The organism is Rossellomorea sp. QJM3NY_18, from assembly GCF_056173145.1.
The window spans coordinates 2622050-2640002 of record NZ_CM149659.1; the positions used below are offsets into that span (position 1 = coordinate 2622050).

The 17953-nt window shown below is 43.6% G+C and carries 20 protein-coding genes; 1 reads left to right on the forward strand and 19 read right to left on the reverse strand.

Annotated elements, in window-relative coordinates; all coding sequences use genetic code 11:
* Positions 1-96: 96 nt before the first annotated feature.
* The 6 genes from AC0VXY_RS13505 to AC0VXY_RS13530 all read right to left on the reverse strand — a co-directional run bounded on the left by AC0VXY_RS13505 (position 97) and on the right by AC0VXY_RS13530 (position 5252).
* Positions 97-828, reverse strand: coding sequence for a pseudouridine synthase (locus tag AC0VXY_RS13505; RefSeq protein WP_435990265.1), 732 nt, complete (start codon positions 826-828; stop codon positions 97-99).
* A gap of 548 nt (positions 829-1376) precedes the next feature.
* Complete coding sequence (locus AC0VXY_RS13510) at positions 1377-1904, reverse strand: spore maturation protein (RefSeq protein WP_034758235.1); 528 nt, start codon at positions 1902-1904, stop codon at positions 1377-1379.
* On the reverse strand, positions 1905-2498 hold the full coding sequence (locus AC0VXY_RS13515; RefSeq protein ID WP_060672297.1) for a nucleoside recognition domain-containing protein: 594 nt from the start codon (positions 2496-2498) through the stop codon (positions 1905-1907). It abuts the gene before it with no gap.
* A complete protein-coding gene (locus AC0VXY_RS13520; RefSeq protein WP_475525527.1) occupies positions 2491-3651 on the reverse strand; it encodes a D-alanyl-D-alanine carboxypeptidase family protein in 1161 nt (386 codons plus the stop codon). The genes AC0VXY_RS13515 and AC0VXY_RS13520 overlap by 8 nt, the downstream gene beginning before the upstream one ends.
* Before the next feature lie 256 nt (positions 3652-3907).
* The gene (scpB, locus tag AC0VXY_RS13525) at positions 3908-4501 is read right to left on the reverse strand and encodes an SMC-Scp complex subunit ScpB (protein ID WP_435990263.1); all 594 of its coding nucleotides are present in this window, start codon (positions 4499-4501) and stop codon (positions 3908-3910) included.
* On the reverse strand, positions 4488-5252 hold the full coding sequence (locus AC0VXY_RS13530) for a segregation/condensation protein A (protein ID WP_435994477.1): 765 nt from the start codon (positions 5250-5252) through the stop codon (positions 4488-4490). The genes scpB and AC0VXY_RS13530 overlap by 14 nt, the downstream gene beginning before the upstream one ends.
* Before the next feature lie 165 nt (positions 5253-5417).
* Here AC0VXY_RS13530 and AC0VXY_RS13535 point away from each other — a divergent pair, with 165 nt between their 5' ends.
* Complete coding sequence (locus AC0VXY_RS13535) at positions 5418-5948, forward strand: DUF309 domain-containing protein (RefSeq protein ID WP_475525528.1); 531 nt, start codon at positions 5418-5420, stop codon at positions 5946-5948.
* A 13-nt stretch (positions 5949-5961) separates the two neighbouring features.
* On the opposite strand, the gene AC0VXY_RS13540 is transcribed toward AC0VXY_RS13535, so the two are convergent.
* The 13 genes from AC0VXY_RS13540 to deoB form a co-directional block, all read right to left on the reverse strand.
* Positions 5962-6333, reverse strand: a complete 372-nt coding sequence (locus AC0VXY_RS13540) for a GNAT family N-acetyltransferase (protein ID WP_475525529.1) — start codon at positions 6331-6333, stop codon at positions 5962-5964.
* A gap of 360 nt (positions 6334-6693) precedes the next feature.
* Positions 6694-7992, reverse strand: coding sequence for a diaminopimelate decarboxylase (gene lysA, locus AC0VXY_RS13545; protein WP_435990260.1), 1299 nt, complete (start codon positions 7990-7992; stop codon positions 6694-6696).
* Between the two features lie 76 nt (positions 7993-8068).
* Positions 8069-9547, reverse strand: coding sequence for a spore germination protein (locus tag AC0VXY_RS13550; RefSeq protein WP_435990259.1), 1479 nt, complete (start codon positions 9545-9547; stop codon positions 8069-8071).
* Positions 9513-10109 (reverse strand): stage V sporulation protein SpoVABEA, encoded by a 597-nt coding sequence (spoVAEA, locus tag AC0VXY_RS13555; protein WP_475525530.1) that lies wholly within the window; start codon positions 10107-10109, stop codon positions 9513-9515. Before spoVAEA ends, AC0VXY_RS13550 begins: the two co-directional genes overlap by 35 nt.
* 23 nt (positions 10110-10132) lie before the next feature.
* Entirely contained in the window at positions 10133-10555 is a 423-nt protein-coding gene (locus AC0VXY_RS13560; RefSeq protein WP_435990257.1) for a stage V sporulation protein AB, read from the reverse strand.
* The gene (locus AC0VXY_RS13565; protein ID WP_435990256.1) at positions 10545-11165 is read right to left on the reverse strand and encodes a stage V sporulation protein AA; all 621 of its coding nucleotides are present in this window, start codon (positions 11163-11165) and stop codon (positions 10545-10547) included. The genes AC0VXY_RS13560 and AC0VXY_RS13565 overlap by 11 nt, the downstream gene beginning before the upstream one ends.
* Positions 11166-11385: 220 nt before the next feature.
* A complete protein-coding gene (gene sigF, locus AC0VXY_RS13570) occupies positions 11386-12150 on the reverse strand; it encodes an RNA polymerase sporulation sigma factor SigF (protein WP_435990255.1) in 765 nt (254 codons plus the stop codon).
* A 12-nt stretch (positions 12151-12162) separates the two neighbouring features.
* The gene (spoIIAB, locus tag AC0VXY_RS13575; protein WP_034758205.1) at positions 12163-12606 is read right to left on the reverse strand and encodes an anti-sigma F factor; all 444 of its coding nucleotides are present in this window, start codon (positions 12604-12606) and stop codon (positions 12163-12165) included.
* A gap of 1 nt (position 12607) precedes the next feature.
* Positions 12608-12958 carry an anti-sigma F factor antagonist gene (gene spoIIAA, locus AC0VXY_RS13580; RefSeq protein ID WP_435990254.1) on the reverse strand — a complete coding sequence of 117 codons (351 nt, stop codon included), beginning with the start codon at positions 12956-12958 and terminating at the stop codon, positions 12608-12610.
* Positions 12959-13079: 121 nt separating this feature from the next.
* Complete coding sequence (locus AC0VXY_RS13585; RefSeq protein WP_435990253.1) at positions 13080-14246, reverse strand: D-alanyl-D-alanine carboxypeptidase family protein; 1167 nt, start codon at positions 14244-14246, stop codon at positions 13080-13082.
* A 238-nt stretch (positions 14247-14484) separates the two neighbouring features.
* Positions 14485-15789: a pyrimidine-nucleoside phosphorylase gene (locus tag AC0VXY_RS13590; protein WP_475525531.1), complete on the reverse strand. Its 1305-nt coding sequence runs from the start codon at positions 15787-15789 to the stop codon at positions 14485-14487.
* 34 nt (positions 15790-15823) lie between these two features.
* A complete protein-coding gene (locus AC0VXY_RS13595) occupies positions 15824-16639 on the reverse strand; it encodes a purine-nucleoside phosphorylase (RefSeq protein ID WP_435990251.1) in 816 nt (271 codons plus the stop codon).
* Between the two features lie 81 nt (positions 16640-16720).
* On the reverse strand, positions 16721-17905 hold the full coding sequence (deoB, locus tag AC0VXY_RS13600; RefSeq protein ID WP_435990250.1) for a phosphopentomutase: 1185 nt from the start codon (positions 17903-17905) through the stop codon (positions 16721-16723).
* Positions 17906-17953: the final 48 nt, after the last annotated feature.

Below are 17953 nucleotides of genomic sequence, written 5' to 3' on the forward strand. Positions count from 1 at the left end.
ATTTTCAGGGTAAAATTCCTTTCTCATTATATCATTTATCACTTTAAAGTTAATGTAAATTATATGAAGGATATGTGACACTTTCCAGGAGGGACATTAGTGGATGCTGCCTGTTTCAGCAAGCGTCCTTAATTGTTTCACTTCATGTGGTGTCAGTTCTCTTCCCTCACCCGCATTCAAGCCGTGGAGCGAGAGGAATGCATATCTTTCTCGTTTCAACTTTTGAACAGGATAACCCAGGGCTTCGAACATCCGGCGGACCTGACGGTTTCTTCCTTCATGAATCGAGATTTCCACGATTGATTTCCCCTGCTTTTTATCGATACTCAGGACTTTCACTTTAGCCGGTGCGGTCATTCCGTCTTCCAATTTAATTCCTTTTTCAAGCTCGCGGATCTTAAATTTAGGCGGGATCCCTTTTAATCTTGCCACATATGTCTTTTCAATCTCATTGCTTGGGTGCATCAGGGAATTGGCAAAGTCGCCATCATTGGTTAACAGAAGGATTCCTGAAGTTTCATAATCCAGTCTGCCGACAGGATAAATTCTTTCCTCGATTTCAGGGAAGAAGTCCGTTACTACCTGACGATTTTTATCGTCGGTTACAGCAGAGATGACCCCCCTTGGTTTATAGAGCAAATAATATACTTTATTTTCTCTTTCGATTTGAATGCCCGTCACCTCAACGCGATCGGAGTGTGACACCTTCGTTCCAAGTTCCTTTACGACTTTCCCATTGACCTTTACTTTACCTTCTATAATTAATTGCTCTGCTTTACGGCGTGATGCCACGCCACTGTGAGCAATTACCTTCTGTAATCGTTCCACGGTCTTTCACCTCATTTAATTTTCAATACATTTACCTTCATGAATTATTACACAATCCAGGCAAAATAGAAAGGCATAAAGGAAAATCGACCAATTCAGTCGATCCCTTTATGCCTTTTCATCTTTCCTGCAAGGTGAGGCTGATCATTAAAGCTTTAGATTATGTTCCTAAATGCTCTGCAACAGGTGTGTGCTTTAGGGTGAGGGGAACTGCTCCGCTTTCCACGGACGTTCGGCCGAGCCTCCTCAGCACAGTTCGCTTCCGGGGTCTCGACACGCCCGTTTTCCGTAGGATTCTACGCAGTTCCCCTCACCCTTTAAATAAGCAATTGGTGGCAGAGCTAGAGGTTTTTATAAACTCAGTAATGATAAAGAGGATTTTACACTTGTTATAATAAATCACTTTACTCTTTAGAGCGTGATGTGATCGGAATCAAACATGACATTTTTGAGTTTAGGGGAAAAACTCACTTTAAAAAGTTGATTGGAGCGAAAATCAACTACTTCTCGCTTTGTCAAAACCATAAAGTTACAATGACAGCCAATCATTAAAACATGATGGTGACGATGAAGATGGCGGCTGCTATTCCTACGAGATCGGCCAGGAGACCCACTTTCAGGGCATCCCCCATTTTCCGGATTCCAACTGCACCGAAATATACGGTTAGTACATATAACGTTGTATCCGTGCTGCCCTGTAAGGTGGAAGCGAGTCTTCCGATGAACGAATCGGGCCCGTTGGTGGCGATGATATCACTCATCATGCCGAGGGCAGCGGTTCCGGAAATCGGCCTGATGATGGCCAGAGGAACGATTTCCGGGGGGATACCCAGTGCAAGCAAAGCAGGGCGGATAAGACCAACAAAGAATTCAAGGGCACCTGATTCCCGAAAAATGGTGATGGCCACAAGCATCCCAATGAGAAAGGGAATGATGGATACGGCTATTTTAATCCCTTCTTTTCCTCCGTCCACAAACGTTTCATACGTCGGGACCTTTTTGATGGTCCCATAGATTAATATAAACCCAATCATGATGGGAATCAGCCATAAGGAAATGGTGGATATCCATTGCATTTACTTCACCTCTCGACGGGTTCGCCTATAATGAAAATAACGGTCGATCAGAATCGCACCAATGGTGGATAGCATCGTGGCAATCAGAGTCGGTCCTACAATTTCAGTTGGCGAAGCAGAGTCATATTTCATACGGATCGCGATCACCGTTGTCGGAATGATCGTGATGCTTGAGGTATTGATCGCCAAGAATGTGATCATCGACCTGCTTGCAACATCCCTTCCCCCGTTTAAGCTTTTTAACTGCTCCATGGCTTTGATCCCGAGTGGGGTCGCAGCATTTCCCAAACCGAACATATTGGCCATCATATTGGAAAGGATATAGCCCATTGCCGGATGGTTATCAGGTACTTCCGGAAACAGCCTCTTCACGAATGGCCTGAATAACTTTGCCAATTTATCAAGTAAACCTGCTTCTTGGGCGATTCTCATAATCCCCAGCCAAAACACCAATACACTGACCAATCCAATGCATAAGGTGACAGCTTCATTTGCTGAAGTAAAAATGGCTTCATTCACTTCGGCCATTTTCCCGTTAATAATCGCGAATATCAACCCGATAATGGTCATCCCCACCCATATCAAGTTAACCATGGTCACGTACCCCAATGATGGATTCGAAGGAATATGCCCAAAATTTCCACCAGCTTTTTTCTTCTTTATTTTCGTCTGATGTTTTATAAAAAACGGGAAGGGTATCTACTTCCTTATCCCCTAGATAAACTACTGCCTTCCCGACTACCCCAGGCACATGCTGACCCTTTAACCATTCCTCTTTCGGCTTCAACATCTTATACTCCACTTTGACCTTATCCACTTCATCATCTGTCAACGGTAACACAGACTCCCGTTTCAGGTAGGCATGGTCTTTATAGATTTCATCATCCATTTTTTCAATTCTGCCTTTGTCGAGAACGATTTTATAATCATAGTGTTTAAATCCGTATTCAAACATTCCGATATGATCGTTCCAGTCATCGGGGCCGTTCAGGGTCACGGCAATCAGATTCTCCCCATCCTTGGAAGCGGTGGAAACGAGCGTTCTTTTTGCCAGTTTCGTATAACCCGTTTTCCCTCCTGTACTATATTTATATAATTCCGTCAGCAGTCTATTTTTGTTTTTCCACTTGCGGTCCCACTTCTCATCAGGGTTCGGTGCTGTGTGGACTTTGGTGCCCGCAATTTCCTTATACCTATCGTTTTCCATTGAATATCGTGCCAGAACGGCCATATCATACGCAGTCGAATAGTGATCTTCATGGTCGTCCAGTCCGTGGGGATTGGAGAAATGAGTATTTTCCATCCCGATTTCCTTCGCTTTTTCATTCATCATATATACAAAACCGTCCAGGCTTCCTCCTACAAATTCTGCAATGGCGACTGCCCCATCATTCCCTGACCTGAGCATCAACCCGTATACGAGATCCTCAAGTTTTATCTTCTCTCCTGCCTTCAAGTAAAGGGAAGAACCTTCCGTGCCTGCTGCGTTCTGTGATACGGTTACTTTCTGGTCCATCTTTCCAGACTCCACGGCAAGGATCGCTGTCATGATCTTGGTGATGCTTGCAATGCGACTTTGAGTATGGGCATCCTTTTCATATAGAATGCGCCCTGTTTCCTGATCCATTAGGATTGCTTTTTGTGCACTGACTGAAGGTGCAGCCTGAACCTTATTGGAAACAGATACAAACAGAAAAGCACATATAAGGAAATAATATATGTAAAATTTCGATCTCTTTCGATTCACACCCATCTACTCCTTTAAATCTAACGTGTTTGTACAAGTTTATGAGAGGACAAGGGGTAATATGAGTGAAATCTCGAAAGCAAAGGGCCGGATTATAAAGGGGAAGTGTTTATCTCCAATGGACGTAGCCAAAACAAAAAAACACAGCTACCGTAGGCTGTGTCCGGGTACTTGAATTTTTGATCCCCCTGTCGAACATAAAGCAGGCAGGACTGTCATTGTATCTTCACAGTTCTGCCTGTTCATAAACTTTCTTCTATTCGTTCGTTTCCATCGTCTCCTGAAACTTCTCAAAGAACAGGTCGGCTTCGTCCTGGGCGAATTCATCTTCAATATTCTCAGGAAGAGGCGGAAGTTCCTCGATGCTTTTCAGGCCGAAGTAGTCCAGAAATTCTTTCGTTGTACCGAATAAGAATGCACGGCCGGTCCCTTCCGCCCTGCCCACTTCTTTAACGAGCCCTTTTGACGTAAGGGTCTGAATGGGACGCTCCGTCTTGACGCCTCTGATTTGCTCGATTTCCGTCCGCGTGATTGGTTGTTTATACGCAATAATCGCAAGGGTTTCAAGGGCTGCCTGTGAAAGGAAACTGACATGGGGTGATTCTACCAGCTTCTTTAAGTAGTCGGCATTTGTTTTTTTGGTCACTAATTGAAAGGTTCCTGCAATTTCAATGATGTATATGCCTCTATTGGAATCATTCTCATAATCATTCTTCAAGTCTTCAAGGACATCCTTTGCTTTCTGTTCTTCGATTTCCAGTACAGAACAGACCTGTTTCAGTGATAGACCTTCGTCCCCCGCTGCAAACAATAAGCTTTCAAGGACCCCTTTCCAATTAATACTGCTCAACCATTCCAGCCTCCTCTCCTGCTTCTACAAATATTTCCGTAAAGTTTTTATCCTGGTTGACAATGATTTGTTTCCGCTTCATTAATTCCAGCACAGCAAGGAACGTCACCACGAGATGCTCTTTGCTATCAGAGGGGAAAAGATTTTTAAAGGATGTGCGACTTTTTAGATTCTGTAAATTTTCCAGAATATCATTCATTCTTTTCTCAATGGATATTTCCTGTCTAGTAATTCTCGTTTGAACGGGTCGTTGAAGTTTTTTCCTTCTCAATAATTTATGAAAAGCTCCAAGCATATCATATAAAGATACCTGAACTTCAGTATTCTTCAAATCGACCTCTTCACTGAATTCTGAAAGGTCGCTTGGAGGCTTGGTATACACTTGCCCCCGCTCTTCCTCACGAAGCTTCAGTTCATTCGCTGCTTCTTTAAATTTACGATACTCAATTAACCGCTCCACCAGTTCGTCCCGGGGATCTTCCTCTTCAAATTCGATTTCATCGCTCATCTTTCCCTCATCATGTTTAGGAAGGAGCATTTTACTTTTTATGGCGAGTAACGTAGCTGCCATCACTAGATATTCACTGGCAACATCCAGTTGCAAATTCTTCATCGTATGTACATATAACATATATTGCTCCGTGATCTGAGCCATAGGAATATCATATATGTCAATTTCTAACGAGTTAATCAGATGCAAAAGAAGATCCATAGGACCTTCAAAAGCGTCAATCTTCACATTGTATTCCACTTTATCACCAAATTTCTTATAACAATCTTGCAAGAATGCTACTTAATAGTATAGTAGAAAGACTTCTTTTCTCCAATAGAAAGTTTTGTATTTACAGGCTTTCCTGTCGTTCTGGCGAGGGATTGTGCTACAATTTAACTACTTTGCGTCTTATGGAGGGATCTTATGGTTTATCCGGAAGCCTACATCGAATACTTAATGTACTTCCATGGAAATCGTGATTATTTTGAATGCCATGAAGTACTAGAAGAATATTGGAAAGAAGTCGATCCGGCAAACAGGGCTTCTCACTGGGTGGGTCTGATCCAGGTGGCGGTTGGTTTTTATCATTATAGAAGAGGCAACCAGACAGGTGCGGTCAGAACGTTCAGTAAAGCTATTAAGAATATTAAGAGTAATCACCAAGAACTGACCCTTCTCGGAATTCATTCCAGAAAGCTTCAAGCAATGATTGAGGAAACCATTCACCAAATCAGCGAAAATCAACCATATCACAGTATTATCCTGCCTTTAACGGATGCTTCACTTTCAGATCAGGTTCAATTGCGGTGCAGGAAAAATGGCTACATCTGGTGTTCAGAGAGTGACCTCACGAATTCAGCGCTCATTCACCGCCATTCCCTCAGGGACCGCACTGATGTGATAACAGAGCGGCAAAATGCCTTGCGAAAAAAAAGAGGCGGGCCACCAGAATAGGCGGCCTGCCTCTTTATTGTTCTTGTACCTCGTTGTCCTCACCCATTTCATCGCATTTCTCAAAAAATGATGCGGTGTCTGAATTGGGCTTCACTTCAAGCTCGGCGTGCATATCCCTGAGATGCTTCACCATGGATTTGCCGATTCCTTCGTGACGATGTGATGGATTGACTGATATATGTTGAATCTCTAATGTACCTTCTGTTTTGTATACGCCGATTAAACCTACTATGTCCTCTTCTTTCCATAAAAAGAGCTGCCAATTTTCTTCAGTTTCGTATTGCTTCATCGTCTGTTGAAGCTTCTTCAAATCCTTTTCATTTGGCATGAAAGATAATAATCCCATGGCAATCTTTTCAAACGTCTTTTTATACCGAATTAACATATTTACCCCTCGTCATGTTTTATGTCTAATCTATATTTCCTATTATAGACAAAAACTAGAAATTTAATTGATATGAACGTTTATTTATCTTACTAAATTTACTTTTATTAAGCAAATCCTAATCAATTTAGTTTCCAGCGATGAACGTCCAGTAGATGACTCCCCATACCAGACCCGCGACGATTAATAACAAGAACAATGCTTTATTACTGATCTTCATGACTGACTCCTTTTTCTTCACTCTATTCGTTTATGTCATAGTTATTGTATAGTAAAATCGAAATTTGTTAAAGTATGTAATCCAGATTGCAAAAAAGTAGTCTTTAAGTTCGAGATACTTAAAGACTACATTACATGTCTTTAAAACTTTACATCATGTGTAATTAGATCCTCATAAGTCTCCCTTCGGAGGGCTAACCTGGCTTCTCCGTCCTCGACAAATACGACGGCCGGCCGTGGAATCCGATTATAGTTATTCGCCATCGAATACCCGTATGCACCTGTACAGAATACGGCGAGAATATCCCCGTCTTCAGGGACAGGAAGTGGTAAGTCCCATATCAACATGTCTCCGGACTCACAGCATTTCCCTGCAATGGAAACCGTATCTTCACAAATCCGGTCGGCTTTATTCGCTATGATCGCTTCATATTTCGCCTTGTATAGGGCAGGTCTGATATTATCGCTCATTCCTCCATCAACCGCTACATATTTCCGGACGCCTGGAACATCTTTCTGCGATCCCAATGTATAGAGACTGGTACCTGCATCACCTACGAGTGACCGCCCTGGTTCAATCCAGATTTCAGGCATCACTAAATTGTATTTCTCCACTTCCTCTTTCACTGCAGCTATCATTTCTTTCACATATTGAGCCGGAGGGATTGGATCATCATCTTTCGTATATCGAATCCCAAAGCCCCCACCCAGGTTAATGACCTTTGGATCAAAGCTGTATTGAGAACGCCACCTGGCGACACTCCCAATGATTTTCCTTGCAGCGAGAATGAAGCCCGTCGTTTCAAAAATCTGCGAACCAATATGGCAGTGCAGGCCCAACAATTCAATGGTTTCGGAATCCAATGCTGATTTCATCGCTTTCTCGGCCTGACCATTCTCTAAATCAAATCCGAATTTCGAATCTTCCTGTCCGGTCAGGATATAATCATGAGTATGAGCTTCGATCCCTGGAGTAACTCTTAACAGCACCCTTGTGCCTTCTTCAAGGGACCGTGACAATTCACTCACAAGCTCCAGCTCATGAAAATTATCGACGACGATACAGCCGATCTTATGTTCAATGGCCATCATTAGTTCTTCCCGTGACTTGTTATTTCCATTAAAATGGATTCGTCCTGGAGGAAATCCTGCCTTCAGAGCCGTAAATAGCTCTCCTCCAGAAACGACATCCAGGGACAATCCTTCTTCATCCATTACCTGAAAGATCCCGATACAGGAGAATGCTTTGCTGGCATAGGCAACTTCCGCCTTCACCCCGAGGGATTCAAATGTTTGTTTAAACCCTCTTGCACGCTCTCTGACAAGTTTCGTGTCATACACATAAAGGGGCGTACCATATTGAGCTGCCAGGTCTAAGGTACTGACCCCTCCTATCATTAAGCTACCGTTTTTTATTTCTGCTGATCCATGAAGATGCATGTAACGTCACAATCCCCTCTATAGTCCACTACTAATTAAACGTAATTTACCATAGAACAAGAGTTGTTGCAATATTCTAAGATTTCGCAGGCTGTTTGTATTTATTTCGCGGTTGGACGATACTTGGTCGTGTTTTTGATCCCGGTACCGACTTCCTGACGAGAATCTGCATAAATGCCTTCGGACTGAAAGGCAGGAGTGGCCATAGATACGGTGTATTGAGAGATTTAATATTCGTTACGTATAGAATATACAGGGTACTTCCAATCATCAACCCGGGAATATGGAAGAATGCAACCATCACCATGAGAAACAGCCTTGCCATCTTATTGGCCACACTCAATTCGTAACTCGGGGTTGCAAACGTACCGATCGAAGCTACCGCTACATATAAGATTACTTCAGGCTGGAATAACCCTACGTCGATGGCAATCTGGCCGATCAATACGGCGGCGATCAAACCCATGGCCGTCGAGAGCGGGGTCGGAGTATGAATGGCGGCGATCCTGAACATCTCCACCCCAAGATCAGCGATGAATAATTGAACGATGACCGGGATATTGGTCTGTTCCTGGGGACCGACATATTTGATGGCTTCCGGCAGGAGTGATGGATCAAGTACAAACAGATACCATAATGGAAGCAGGAAAAGGGAAGCAAGCACTCCCAAGAATCTAGTCCATCTCACAAAAGTCCCTACGGCCGGTGATTGTCTATACTCCTCCGCATGCTGCAGGTGATGAAAATACGTGGTAGGGGTGATGATGACACTTGGGGATGTATCGACAAAGATCAACACATGCCCTTCTAATAGGTGTGTCGCAGCCACATCCGCTCTTTCTGTATATCTGACTAATGGATATGGATTATACCCTTGTTTCACCAGAAACTCTTCTATCGTTTTATCCGCCATCGTCAAACCATCGATTTTTATACTTTTCAATTCTTTCTTGATCACTTCAATCAGACTCGGATTTGCCACATCATCAATATATGCAATCGAAATATCCGTTTTGGAACGCTCTCCGATTCGGAATATTTCAAACCTCAGCCTGGGATCTCTTATTCTTCTTCTTGTTAAGGCTGTATTGACGATGATATTCTCCACATAACCGTCACGAGAACCGCGGACAACTTTCTCTGTATCAGGTTCCGACGGCTGCCTTCCCGGATAGCTTCGGACATCTACGATCAGCGCTTCTTCATATCCTTCAACAAATACGGCAATTAAACCGGAAAGTACTTCATCTACTGCCTCTTCAATCGTTTTAACCGGTTCGACGGATTGATGCACAAGTCGATTATGTACAATATCATATAATCGGCTTGTGGCCCGCTCATGATCGTTGATTTCCACAAGTTCTTCTACAATTTCAATAATGTATGATGCATCCGTAAGCCCATTTATATAATAAAAATGGACACCTTTTTTCAAAATCATCAACTTACGGACACCGATGTCAAAACTTGTGTTCAATCCTACGTGTTTTTTCATATAATCTTCAATGACTTTTAAATCTTTAGAAATCGGTGTTTCTTTCGTCTTTTGAGGCATGGTACCCACTCCTTTCTAAGATGATTTCCACTGCTTGTTTCGTAATGGGGGCGCCTTGGGAGTAATGATCCCGCTTTGCCATTTTCCCTATGTCACCAATTCCGACAATCACCGGCACATCCAGTTCATCAAGACAATAAACAGTATCTCCCGTCAATCTGCCTACATCCATTTCGGGTACACCAAATTTATCCACCCCGTATGGAGTCAACTCCCCGAATTTATCAATGCAGACATCCACCCTGGTCCATTCCGCCTGCCTGGTTTTACTTGCTACCGCAATAATTCCGAGCACGTCTATATCCGGATGATTCGCCACATACTTAAGCGCCCTTTCACCTGCACCTTCCCCAATAAATCCACTATCATCAAACATCACAAAGACAGGGTCGTTTTTGGCTCTTTGAATCAGCTTTACAATTTCAGGTCCCGACAACACAGAGGGATTTCCTTTAGAGCTTGAGATACACCTTCCCCTATACTCTTTCGCCACGCATTCGATAGCGCGCTTGGCGTATTCATCCCCATCTGTTATCAGGATCACTTTCCTTTTGTTGTCCATATGAAACCCCTGCCTCTTGCAAATTATTGATAAACCAAGTAGAGCCAATGAAATAAAGAACCGAAAATCTTCCCGAACACGATCGCCATGATCAGAATCACAATTTCTCCATCAATCCCGATTCGTTTGGCCAAAATGGGAAACACATTCAATACTTCTGTCAACGCAGCAGCCAACAGTCCGATGAACACCCCGCTCATGAGACCGAGGGGGATAAGGACGAGCGGAGAGAAATGGAGAGTGTAATCATTCAGGCTGATGAACCCTCCTGCAAGAGCCCCGGTAATGACAGCCATTTCATAGTAATGAATCATTTTCATTGTTTTGGTCAATTGAGTTAACCGGGGAATGATACCCAATACGGTTAAAAATGCAACGAAACCCGAGCCTACAGCAAGCCCCCCGGCAAATCCAATAAATACGGTGATCAATATATTAATGGTCATCCAGTTTCTTCTGACTTTCTTTATTTTCGTGCATAATCACGTATTGATCTAAATCCTGCTGGTAATTAAACATTTCAACCTCTAGAGGGCTCGGCTCTTCATTGAGTCTTTTTCGAAACACATGATTGAAAAACAAGATCATCCCAAGGCCCAAGCCAAACGAGTAAGGAACCTGGAACAATAAAGGATGGGGGTCCACTCCTCCTGTCACAAAATGATACAGCCTTTGATGAACTTCTCTCATACTTACATCTTCATGGAAATTCATTATCGCCAGGGCCGCACCGATGAATAATAGTAACCACACGCCAATGAATAAAGGAAGAGAGACTTTCTTTTTCTCATAGATCACTTCTATAATACTTTGAGTAGGCCCGATCGTTTGAATATCCAGGTCTGGGTATACTTTGCATACCTCACTGATGACCTTCATGACGTCGACCACCACTATATTCTTATCTGATGGGGTCACTTGATGAATCGGGATTTCCCTTATATCCTCTACAATTGTTTCAGATGCTATGATTTGCGCCAGCTGAGAAAGCTTGACCATGCTCTCTTCCCTTACCTGCACTCGATGACGTAAGCGTATATACAAAATACCTTCCATGCAGTTCACTTCCCGAAAACATGATTTTCCCTACGTACCAATAGTATGGATTAACGTGATTTATTTATGTAATGACCACGGGGACGATGAGGAGAATTAACTGAACCCAACGTAGGGGCGGAAGTGATGGGAAGGACTGGAGCGAATAGTTTATGGAAACAATTTCAATCAAAAAAATAACCTTGAAGATTCAAAAATTGAATCCTCAAGGTTATCTTGCCTATGACTCTGTATGCATATGTTCTTTCATCGTTTGTAAAATCTTCTTCTCAAGCCTTGATACCTGAACCTGGGAAATCCCCAGCCGATCCGCTACTTCCGATTGGGTCCGATCTTTGTAATACCTTAAATATACGATCAGCCGCTCCCGATCATCCAATTCCCGGATGGCTTCTTTCAGGGCAATCTTGTCAAACCATTTATTATCCGAATTATCGGCAATCTGATCTAAAAGCGTGATGGGATCTCCATCATTTTCATATACCGTTTCATGAATGGAAGATGGGGCACGACTCGCTTCCTGGGCCATGATCACCTCTTCAACGGAATACTCAAGATGATCGGCAAGCTCGCTGACGGTCGGGACCCTGCCGAACTTCTTGGAAAGCTCATCCTTTGCTTTCCTGATTTTATTCCCCATTTCCTTCAGGGAACGACTCACCTTCACTGTCCCATCATCCCGAATGAAACGCTGGATCTCTCCGATAATCATCGGAACCGCATAAGTCGAAAACTTGACATCGTAGCTTAAATCAAACTTATCCACTGATTTCAGCAACCCGATACTGCCTATTTGAAAGAGATCATCCGGCTCATAACCACGATTGAGAAAACGTTGGACGACGGACCATACGAGGCGCATATTCTTCTGGACGATCAAATCCCTGGCGCTCTGGTCACCTTCCTGACTTTTCTTTATCAGGTCTTTCACCTCGTGATCTTTCAAAAAGGTCTGTTCCTTTTCATTTTTCACTTCGACATCCATGGGCACGACTCCTTAATTGCATAGCGCTTTACTATTGGTCAAGTGCTTCTTCAGCCTTACCGTGGTGCCTGTACCTGGGTGTGATGACACTTCTATTTCATCCATGAAATTCTCCATGATTGTAAATCCCATACCAGAACGTTCAAGCTCCGGCTTGGAGGTAAAGAGTGGTTGACGGGCTTCTTCCACATCTCCAATTCCGATCCCTTCATCACGGATGGTCATATCAATAAACCCATCCTCTTCCATGATCACGGAAATATAAACCGTCCCATTCGGTCTGTTATCATACCCGTGAATGATGGCATTGGTCACGGCTTCTGAGACGACGGTCTTGATTTCAGTCAACTCATCCATGGTCGGATCGAGTTGGGCAATAAATGATGCTACAGTCACACGGGCAAAAGATTCATTTTGGCTTAAAGAACTGAATTGAATATTCATTTCATTTCTCATGTCATGCGACCCCCAATCTTTGTAATGCGTTTTCTTCAGACGGTTCAAGACGAATGATCTTAAACAACCCTGACATTTCAAATAATCGGTTTACAGAAGGGGATATCGCACATACCACCATTTCTCCATGCTTTTGCTTGATTTGCTTGTATCGGCCCAAAATGACACCCAATCCGGAACTATCCATAAAGCTTAATTCCTCTAAATTCAAGATGATATGCTTCACATTCTCACTTTCAATCAGACTTGAAGCTTTTCCCCTGAGTTCATCGGCGGTGTGATGGTCCAACTCACCACTTAAACGGACACACAGTACATCTTTTTTGACTTCTAAGTTAATAGCAAGACTCACTATCAGAAAGCCTCCTTCTCTGTCGTATAGTGAGTCATTTCGCTATTCTTTTAGTAAATTCCTTCTCCATGACAAAACTAGAAGGAATTCGTCATAATTAGAGGTTATTTTCTGAGGCCCATTACTTCCCTACCTTCGTAAAAAGACCAAAGGATTTTTTATATAATTCCCACCAGCTTGCCTCGTTTACATTTTTCTTGGCAACGAGAGTGCTTACCACTACTTTTTTTCCTTTATTCATCACCACGACTGTCCCGACTTTGTCTCCTTTTTTAATCGGAGCTTTCAAGTCTTTCGATAAGATGATCTTCTGCTGGATCCCATCTAACTTTTCACCTTTTTGGGTAAGGAGGGATATGGGCTCATCCGTTACGGCATCCACCTTATTTTCCTTACCCTTTGAGACCTTCACCTTAGCAAGAGAATCTCCTTTTTTAAAGAGAGGTTTGGTTGAATACTGATTGAAGGCATAATCAAGCATTTTACTCACCTCATTGTTCCGTTCCTTTGGTGTCGGGGCACCGAACACGACCGCAATCACTCTCATATTGTCTTTCTTTGCCGTCGCCGTCAGGCAATATTTCGCCTCGTTCGTGAAACCTGTTTTCAAACCATCCACCCCGTCATAAAAACGGACTAATTTATTCGTATTCACAAGCCAGAATTTTTTATCAGACCCTTCCCGTAAATAGGATTCATAGCTGCCTGTGAATTTTGTGATTCCATCATATTTAAGAAGTTCCTTCGCCATCATGGACATATCATGGGCCGAGCTGTAATGATCTTTGGATGGTAAACCTGTCGGGTTTTTGAAGTTAGTTTCCTTTAACCCGAGCTCCTTCACCTTTTTGTTCATTTTTTCAACGAATGCTTCTTCACTTCCTGCAATATGCTCCGCCATCGCGACTGAGGCGTCATTGGCCGATCCAATGGCAATCCCCTTCAGCATTTCTTCTACAGACATGCTTTCACCCGGCTCCAGGAAGATCTGTGATCCGCCCATCGATGCAGCGTACTCACTCGCACGCACTTTGTCATCCCACTTGATTTGACCTTTTTCGAGGGCTTCCATGATGAGGGTCATGGTCATGATCTTGGTCATGGACGCAGGTGCCAGCTTTTCATGGCTGTTTTTCTCATAAAGCACCGCTCCAGTATCACGCTCAATCAAAATGGCTGATTTTGCCACGTCGGCGAGCTCCGACTTCTTCTCCTGGGCAAAACCCATAGAAGGAAATAGAAAAGCTGTTAAAACAAATGTCACCACTATATACGCAAAACGTTTCATCCAACTGTCCTCCAATCAAAATCTCGTTATTATTCAATACTCATAGATCCATTTTTTCCAACCGCATCATTTTTATACAATCATTGGTAAAAAGTCATTATAAAACTTATTGGGTCATTATCATCGTTTATTGCGTTTTATTGAAATAAATAGAAATCAAAAATCCGTTTTCCACACAAAAAAAAGCCCCTGCCGAAGAGAAATAATCCCTTCGGCAAAGGCTCGTTCAAATTGATAATCAACCCGTGATTTCAGTATGAATCAACGTTGGTGCATCCACATGTTCAGATGTCACTTTAATGCTCTCATAAAGCTTCTCTTTCACATTGTCGATGTTTTCTTCATTGCTGTAGATCGTGGCAAGGGAATCTCCCGCTTTGACCTCATCACCAATTTTCTTGCGAAGTTCAAGACCGACGGCTAAGTCGATCACAGAATCTTTCGTTGCACGGCCTGCTCCAAGCCACATGGCAGCCGTTCCGACTGCATCGGCCACGATTTCAGACACATAGCCATCCTGTTTCGCTTCAAGCTCGATCTTGTACTTTGCTTGAGGCAGTTTGGATGGTTCATCCACAACGGATGGATCTCCACCTTGTGATTCGAGGAATACCTTGAAATTCTCAAGAGCTGAACCGTCTTCAATCGCTCTTTGTAATAATGCTCTTGCATCTTCTAACGTTGAAGCTTTCTCCGCCAGGAATACCATATGGCTTCCAAGAGTCAGGCAAAGTTCCGTTAAGTCCTCAGGCCCTTCCCCTTTTAACGTATCGATCGCTTCCTTCACTTCCAGGGCATTCCCGATGGCATAACCAAGGGGCTGACTCATGTCGGAAATGACGGCCATCGTCTTTCGTCCGACGTTATTTCCGATGCTTACCATGGCTTTGGCAAGGTCCTTTGAATCGTCCAGCGTCTTCATGAAGGCACCTGCACCGGTTTTCACGTCAAGGACGATGGCATCGGCACCTGCCGCAATCTTTTTACTCATGATCGAGCTTGCAATCAGAGGGATGCTATTGACCGTAGCCGTGACATCACGCAGGGAATACAGCTTTTTATCGGCAGGTGTCAAGTTACCGCTTTGACCGATGACGGCAAGTTTATTCTTGTTCACCAGGCGGATGAACTCGTCGTTTTCGATTTCCACATGGAATCCTTCTACGGATTCAAGCTTATCGATGGTTCCCCCGGTATGACCAAGACCCCTTCCACTCATCTTCGCTACAGGGACACCAACAGATGCCACAAGTGGTCCAAGAACAAGTGTCGTTGTATCACCGACTCCTCCTGTAGAGTGCTTATCCACTTTGATCCCTTCAATGGCGGACAAATCAATTTGATCGCCTGATTCCACCATGGCCATCGTCAGGTCTGCTCTTTCTCTATCGCTCATATCTTTAAAGAAAATCGCCATCGTCAGGGCGCTTACCTGATAATCCGGGATGCTTCCGTCTGTATACCCCTCAACGATGAATTTGATTTCTTCCGTAGATAATTCTTTTCCTTCACGTTTTTTCTCTATTAAGTCAACCATTCTCATTGCCTTCACCCACTCTTCTAGTATTAATCAGCGTTTATAATGATTTCACGATCTCTTTTACATATGAAAGGAAATTGGCACGCACCATCTCCGTTGTTTCCATGACTTCATCATGGGAAAGGGGCTGGTCCAGGATTCCGGCAGCCATATTTGAAATGCATGAAATCCCCAATACCTTGATTCCTGCATGACGGGCCACGATGACTTCAGGAACCGTTGACATTCCGACGGCATCTCCACCCAGGGTACGGGCAAGGCGAACTTCAGCAGGCGTTTCATAAGTAGGGCCGGTATTTCCTACATAGACCCCTTCCTGCACTTCAATGGATAATTTCCCGGCGATTTCTTTCGCTTTTTGACGGAGTTCTTTGCAATATGCCTCTGACATATCCGGGAATCTCGGCCCTAGACGGGAATCATTCGCTCCGATAAGGGGATTGCCTCCCATATTGTTGATATGATCGGTAATCAGCATCAGATCCCCTGCCTGAAAGCTTTCGTTCACTCCGCCTGCTGCATTTGTCACAATCAGCACTTCCACGCCCAACTCTTTCATGACGCGTACTGGGAATGTCACTTTATCGAATCCATACCCTTCATAGTAATGGAAACGCCCTTGCATGGCGACGACTTCCTGTCCGGCCAATTGTCCGAACACAAGCTGTCCCGCATGACCCGCTACTGTTGAAACAGGGAAATCAGGAATTTCCTTATAAGGGATCTTCACTGAGTTTTGGATTTCATCTGCCAGTACACCAAGTCCTGATCCAAGGATCAATCCGACCTTAGGCTGTCCTGTATATTGGTTTTTCAAATGATTTGCTGCATTTTGGATGTTTTCGTAATTCATCTTATTACTCCTTTTCAACGTAAAGAGGAGGTAATGAGCTTTCCGCTTCATCCCTCTCTCCTGCTTGTATTTTTCGTTTTCTTATTTCAATTGCGTCAGGAAGCTTTGTCCGAACTTCGGCATTTTTACATTAAAGTTATCAGCAACCGTTGCCCCGATATCTGCGAATGTTTCGGAGATCGGCAGTTCCTTCCCCTCTTTAAATCGTTTTGAATAAACAAGAAGTGGAACATACTCTCTCGTATGGTCTGTCCCCGGGGCAGTAGGGTCATTTCCATGATCGGCCGTGATGATGAGAAGATCATCTTCCGTCATTTTATCGAACACTTCCGGCAGTCTCGCATCGAACTCTTCCAATGCTTCCCCGTATCCTTTGGGATCACGACGATGTCCATATAACGCATCAAAGTCCACGAGATTCAGGAAGCTGAGACCCGTGAAGGACTGATTGAACGTTTTAATGAAATTGTCCATTCCGTCCATATTATGCTTCGTACGGATAGAATCCGTCACACCTTCACCATTGTAAATATCTGAAATCTTTCCGATGGCGATTACGTCCAGGCCAGAATCTTTCATTTCATTCATGACCGTACGTTCAAATGGCTTCAACGCATAGTCGTGGCGATTGGATGTCCGTTTGAACTCTCCTGGTTCACCCACGAACGGGCGGGCGATCACACGTCCGACGAGGTATTCCTCTTCTTTCGTGATTTCACGGGCAATCTCACAGATTTTGTACTGCTCTTCAATCGGGATGATATCTTCATGAGCTGCGATTTGAAGAACGGGGTCTGCAGATGTATACACAATGAGAGCTCCTGTATCCATATGCTCTTTTCCCAGTTCCTCAATGATTTCCGTGCCACTGGCAGGCTTGTTTCCAATGATCGTCCTGCCTGTTTCGGCTTCAAGTCTTTGGATCAATTTTTCAGGAAAACCATCCGGGTATGTCTTGAACGGCTTATCGATATTCAGACCCATGATTTCCCAATGGCCGGTCATCGTGTCTTTCCCGACTGATGCTTCCTGCATTTTTGTGTAGTATGCAAGAGGTTTGTCTGCCTTTTCAATACCTGTTACTTCTTTAATATTGGAAAGGCCGAGCTTCCCGATATTCGGCATATTCAATCCATTCACGTGTTCAGCAATATGACCGAGCGTATCTGATCCCTTATCGTTGAACAGTTCTGCATCCGGCGCTTCGCCGATACCGACAGAATCCATTACGATCAAGTGAACCCGTTTGTATGTATAGTTACTCATTATAATAAACCTCCTATATATTAATCCATTTTTTAAAAAAGCGGTTAC

What these genes read in the sequence shown, in the direction of transcription:
- AC0VXY_RS13585 (WP_435990253.1), bottom strand. Translation starts at nt 14,246, where the DNA reads ATGAAACGTTTTGCGTATATAGTGGTGACATTTGTTTTAACAGCTTTT.
- AC0VXY_RS13535 (WP_475525528.1), top strand. Translation starts at nt 5,418, where the DNA reads ATGGTTTATCCGGAAGCCTACATCGAATACTTAATGTACTTCCATGGA.
- AC0VXY_RS13565 (WP_435990256.1), bottom strand. Translation starts at nt 11,165, where the DNA reads ATGGAAGGTATTTTGTATATACGCTTACGTCATCGAGTGCAGGTAAGG.
- AC0VXY_RS13550 (WP_435990259.1), bottom strand. Translation starts at nt 9,547, where the DNA reads ATGCCTCAAAAGACGAAAGAAACACCGATTTCTAAAGATTTAAAAGTC.
- AC0VXY_RS13590 (WP_475525531.1), bottom strand. Translation starts at nt 15,789, where the DNA reads ATGAGAATGGTTGACTTAATAGAGAAAAAACGTGAAGGAAAAGAATTA.
- sigF (WP_435990255.1), bottom strand. Translation starts at nt 12,150, where the DNA reads ATGGATGTCGAAGTGAAAAATGAAAAGGAACAGACCTTTTTGAAAGAT.
- AC0VXY_RS13560 (WP_435990257.1), bottom strand. Translation starts at nt 10,555, where the DNA reads ATGACCATTAATATATTGATCACCGTATTTATTGGATTTGCCGGGGGG.
- spoIIAB (WP_034758205.1), bottom strand. Translation starts at nt 12,606, where the DNA reads ATGAGAAATGAAATGAATATTCAATTCAGTTCTTTAAGCCAAAATGAA.
- AC0VXY_RS13510 (WP_034758235.1), bottom strand. Translation starts at nt 1,904, where the DNA reads ATGCAATGGATATCCACCATTTCCTTATGGCTGATTCCCATCATGATT.
- AC0VXY_RS13515 (WP_060672297.1), bottom strand. Translation starts at nt 2,498, where the DNA reads ATGGTTAACTTGATATGGGTGGGGATGACCATTATCGGGTTGATATTC.
- deoB (WP_435990250.1), bottom strand. Translation starts at nt 17,905, where the DNA reads ATGAGTAACTATACATACAAACGGGTTCACTTGATCGTAATGGATTCT.
- lysA (WP_435990260.1), bottom strand. Translation starts at nt 7,992, where the DNA reads ATGCATCTTCATGGATCAGCAGAAATAAAAAACGGTAGCTTAATGATA.
- AC0VXY_RS13595 (WP_435990251.1), bottom strand. Translation starts at nt 16,639, where the DNA reads ATGAATTACGAAAACATCCAAAATGCAGCAAATCATTTGAAAAACCAA.
- AC0VXY_RS13540 (WP_475525529.1), bottom strand. Translation starts at nt 6,333, where the DNA reads ATGTTAATTCGGTATAAAAAGACGTTTGAAAAGATTGCCATGGGATTA.
- spoVAEA (WP_475525530.1), bottom strand. Translation starts at nt 10,109, where the DNA reads ATGGACAACAAAAGGAAAGTGATCCTGATAACAGATGGGGATGAATAC.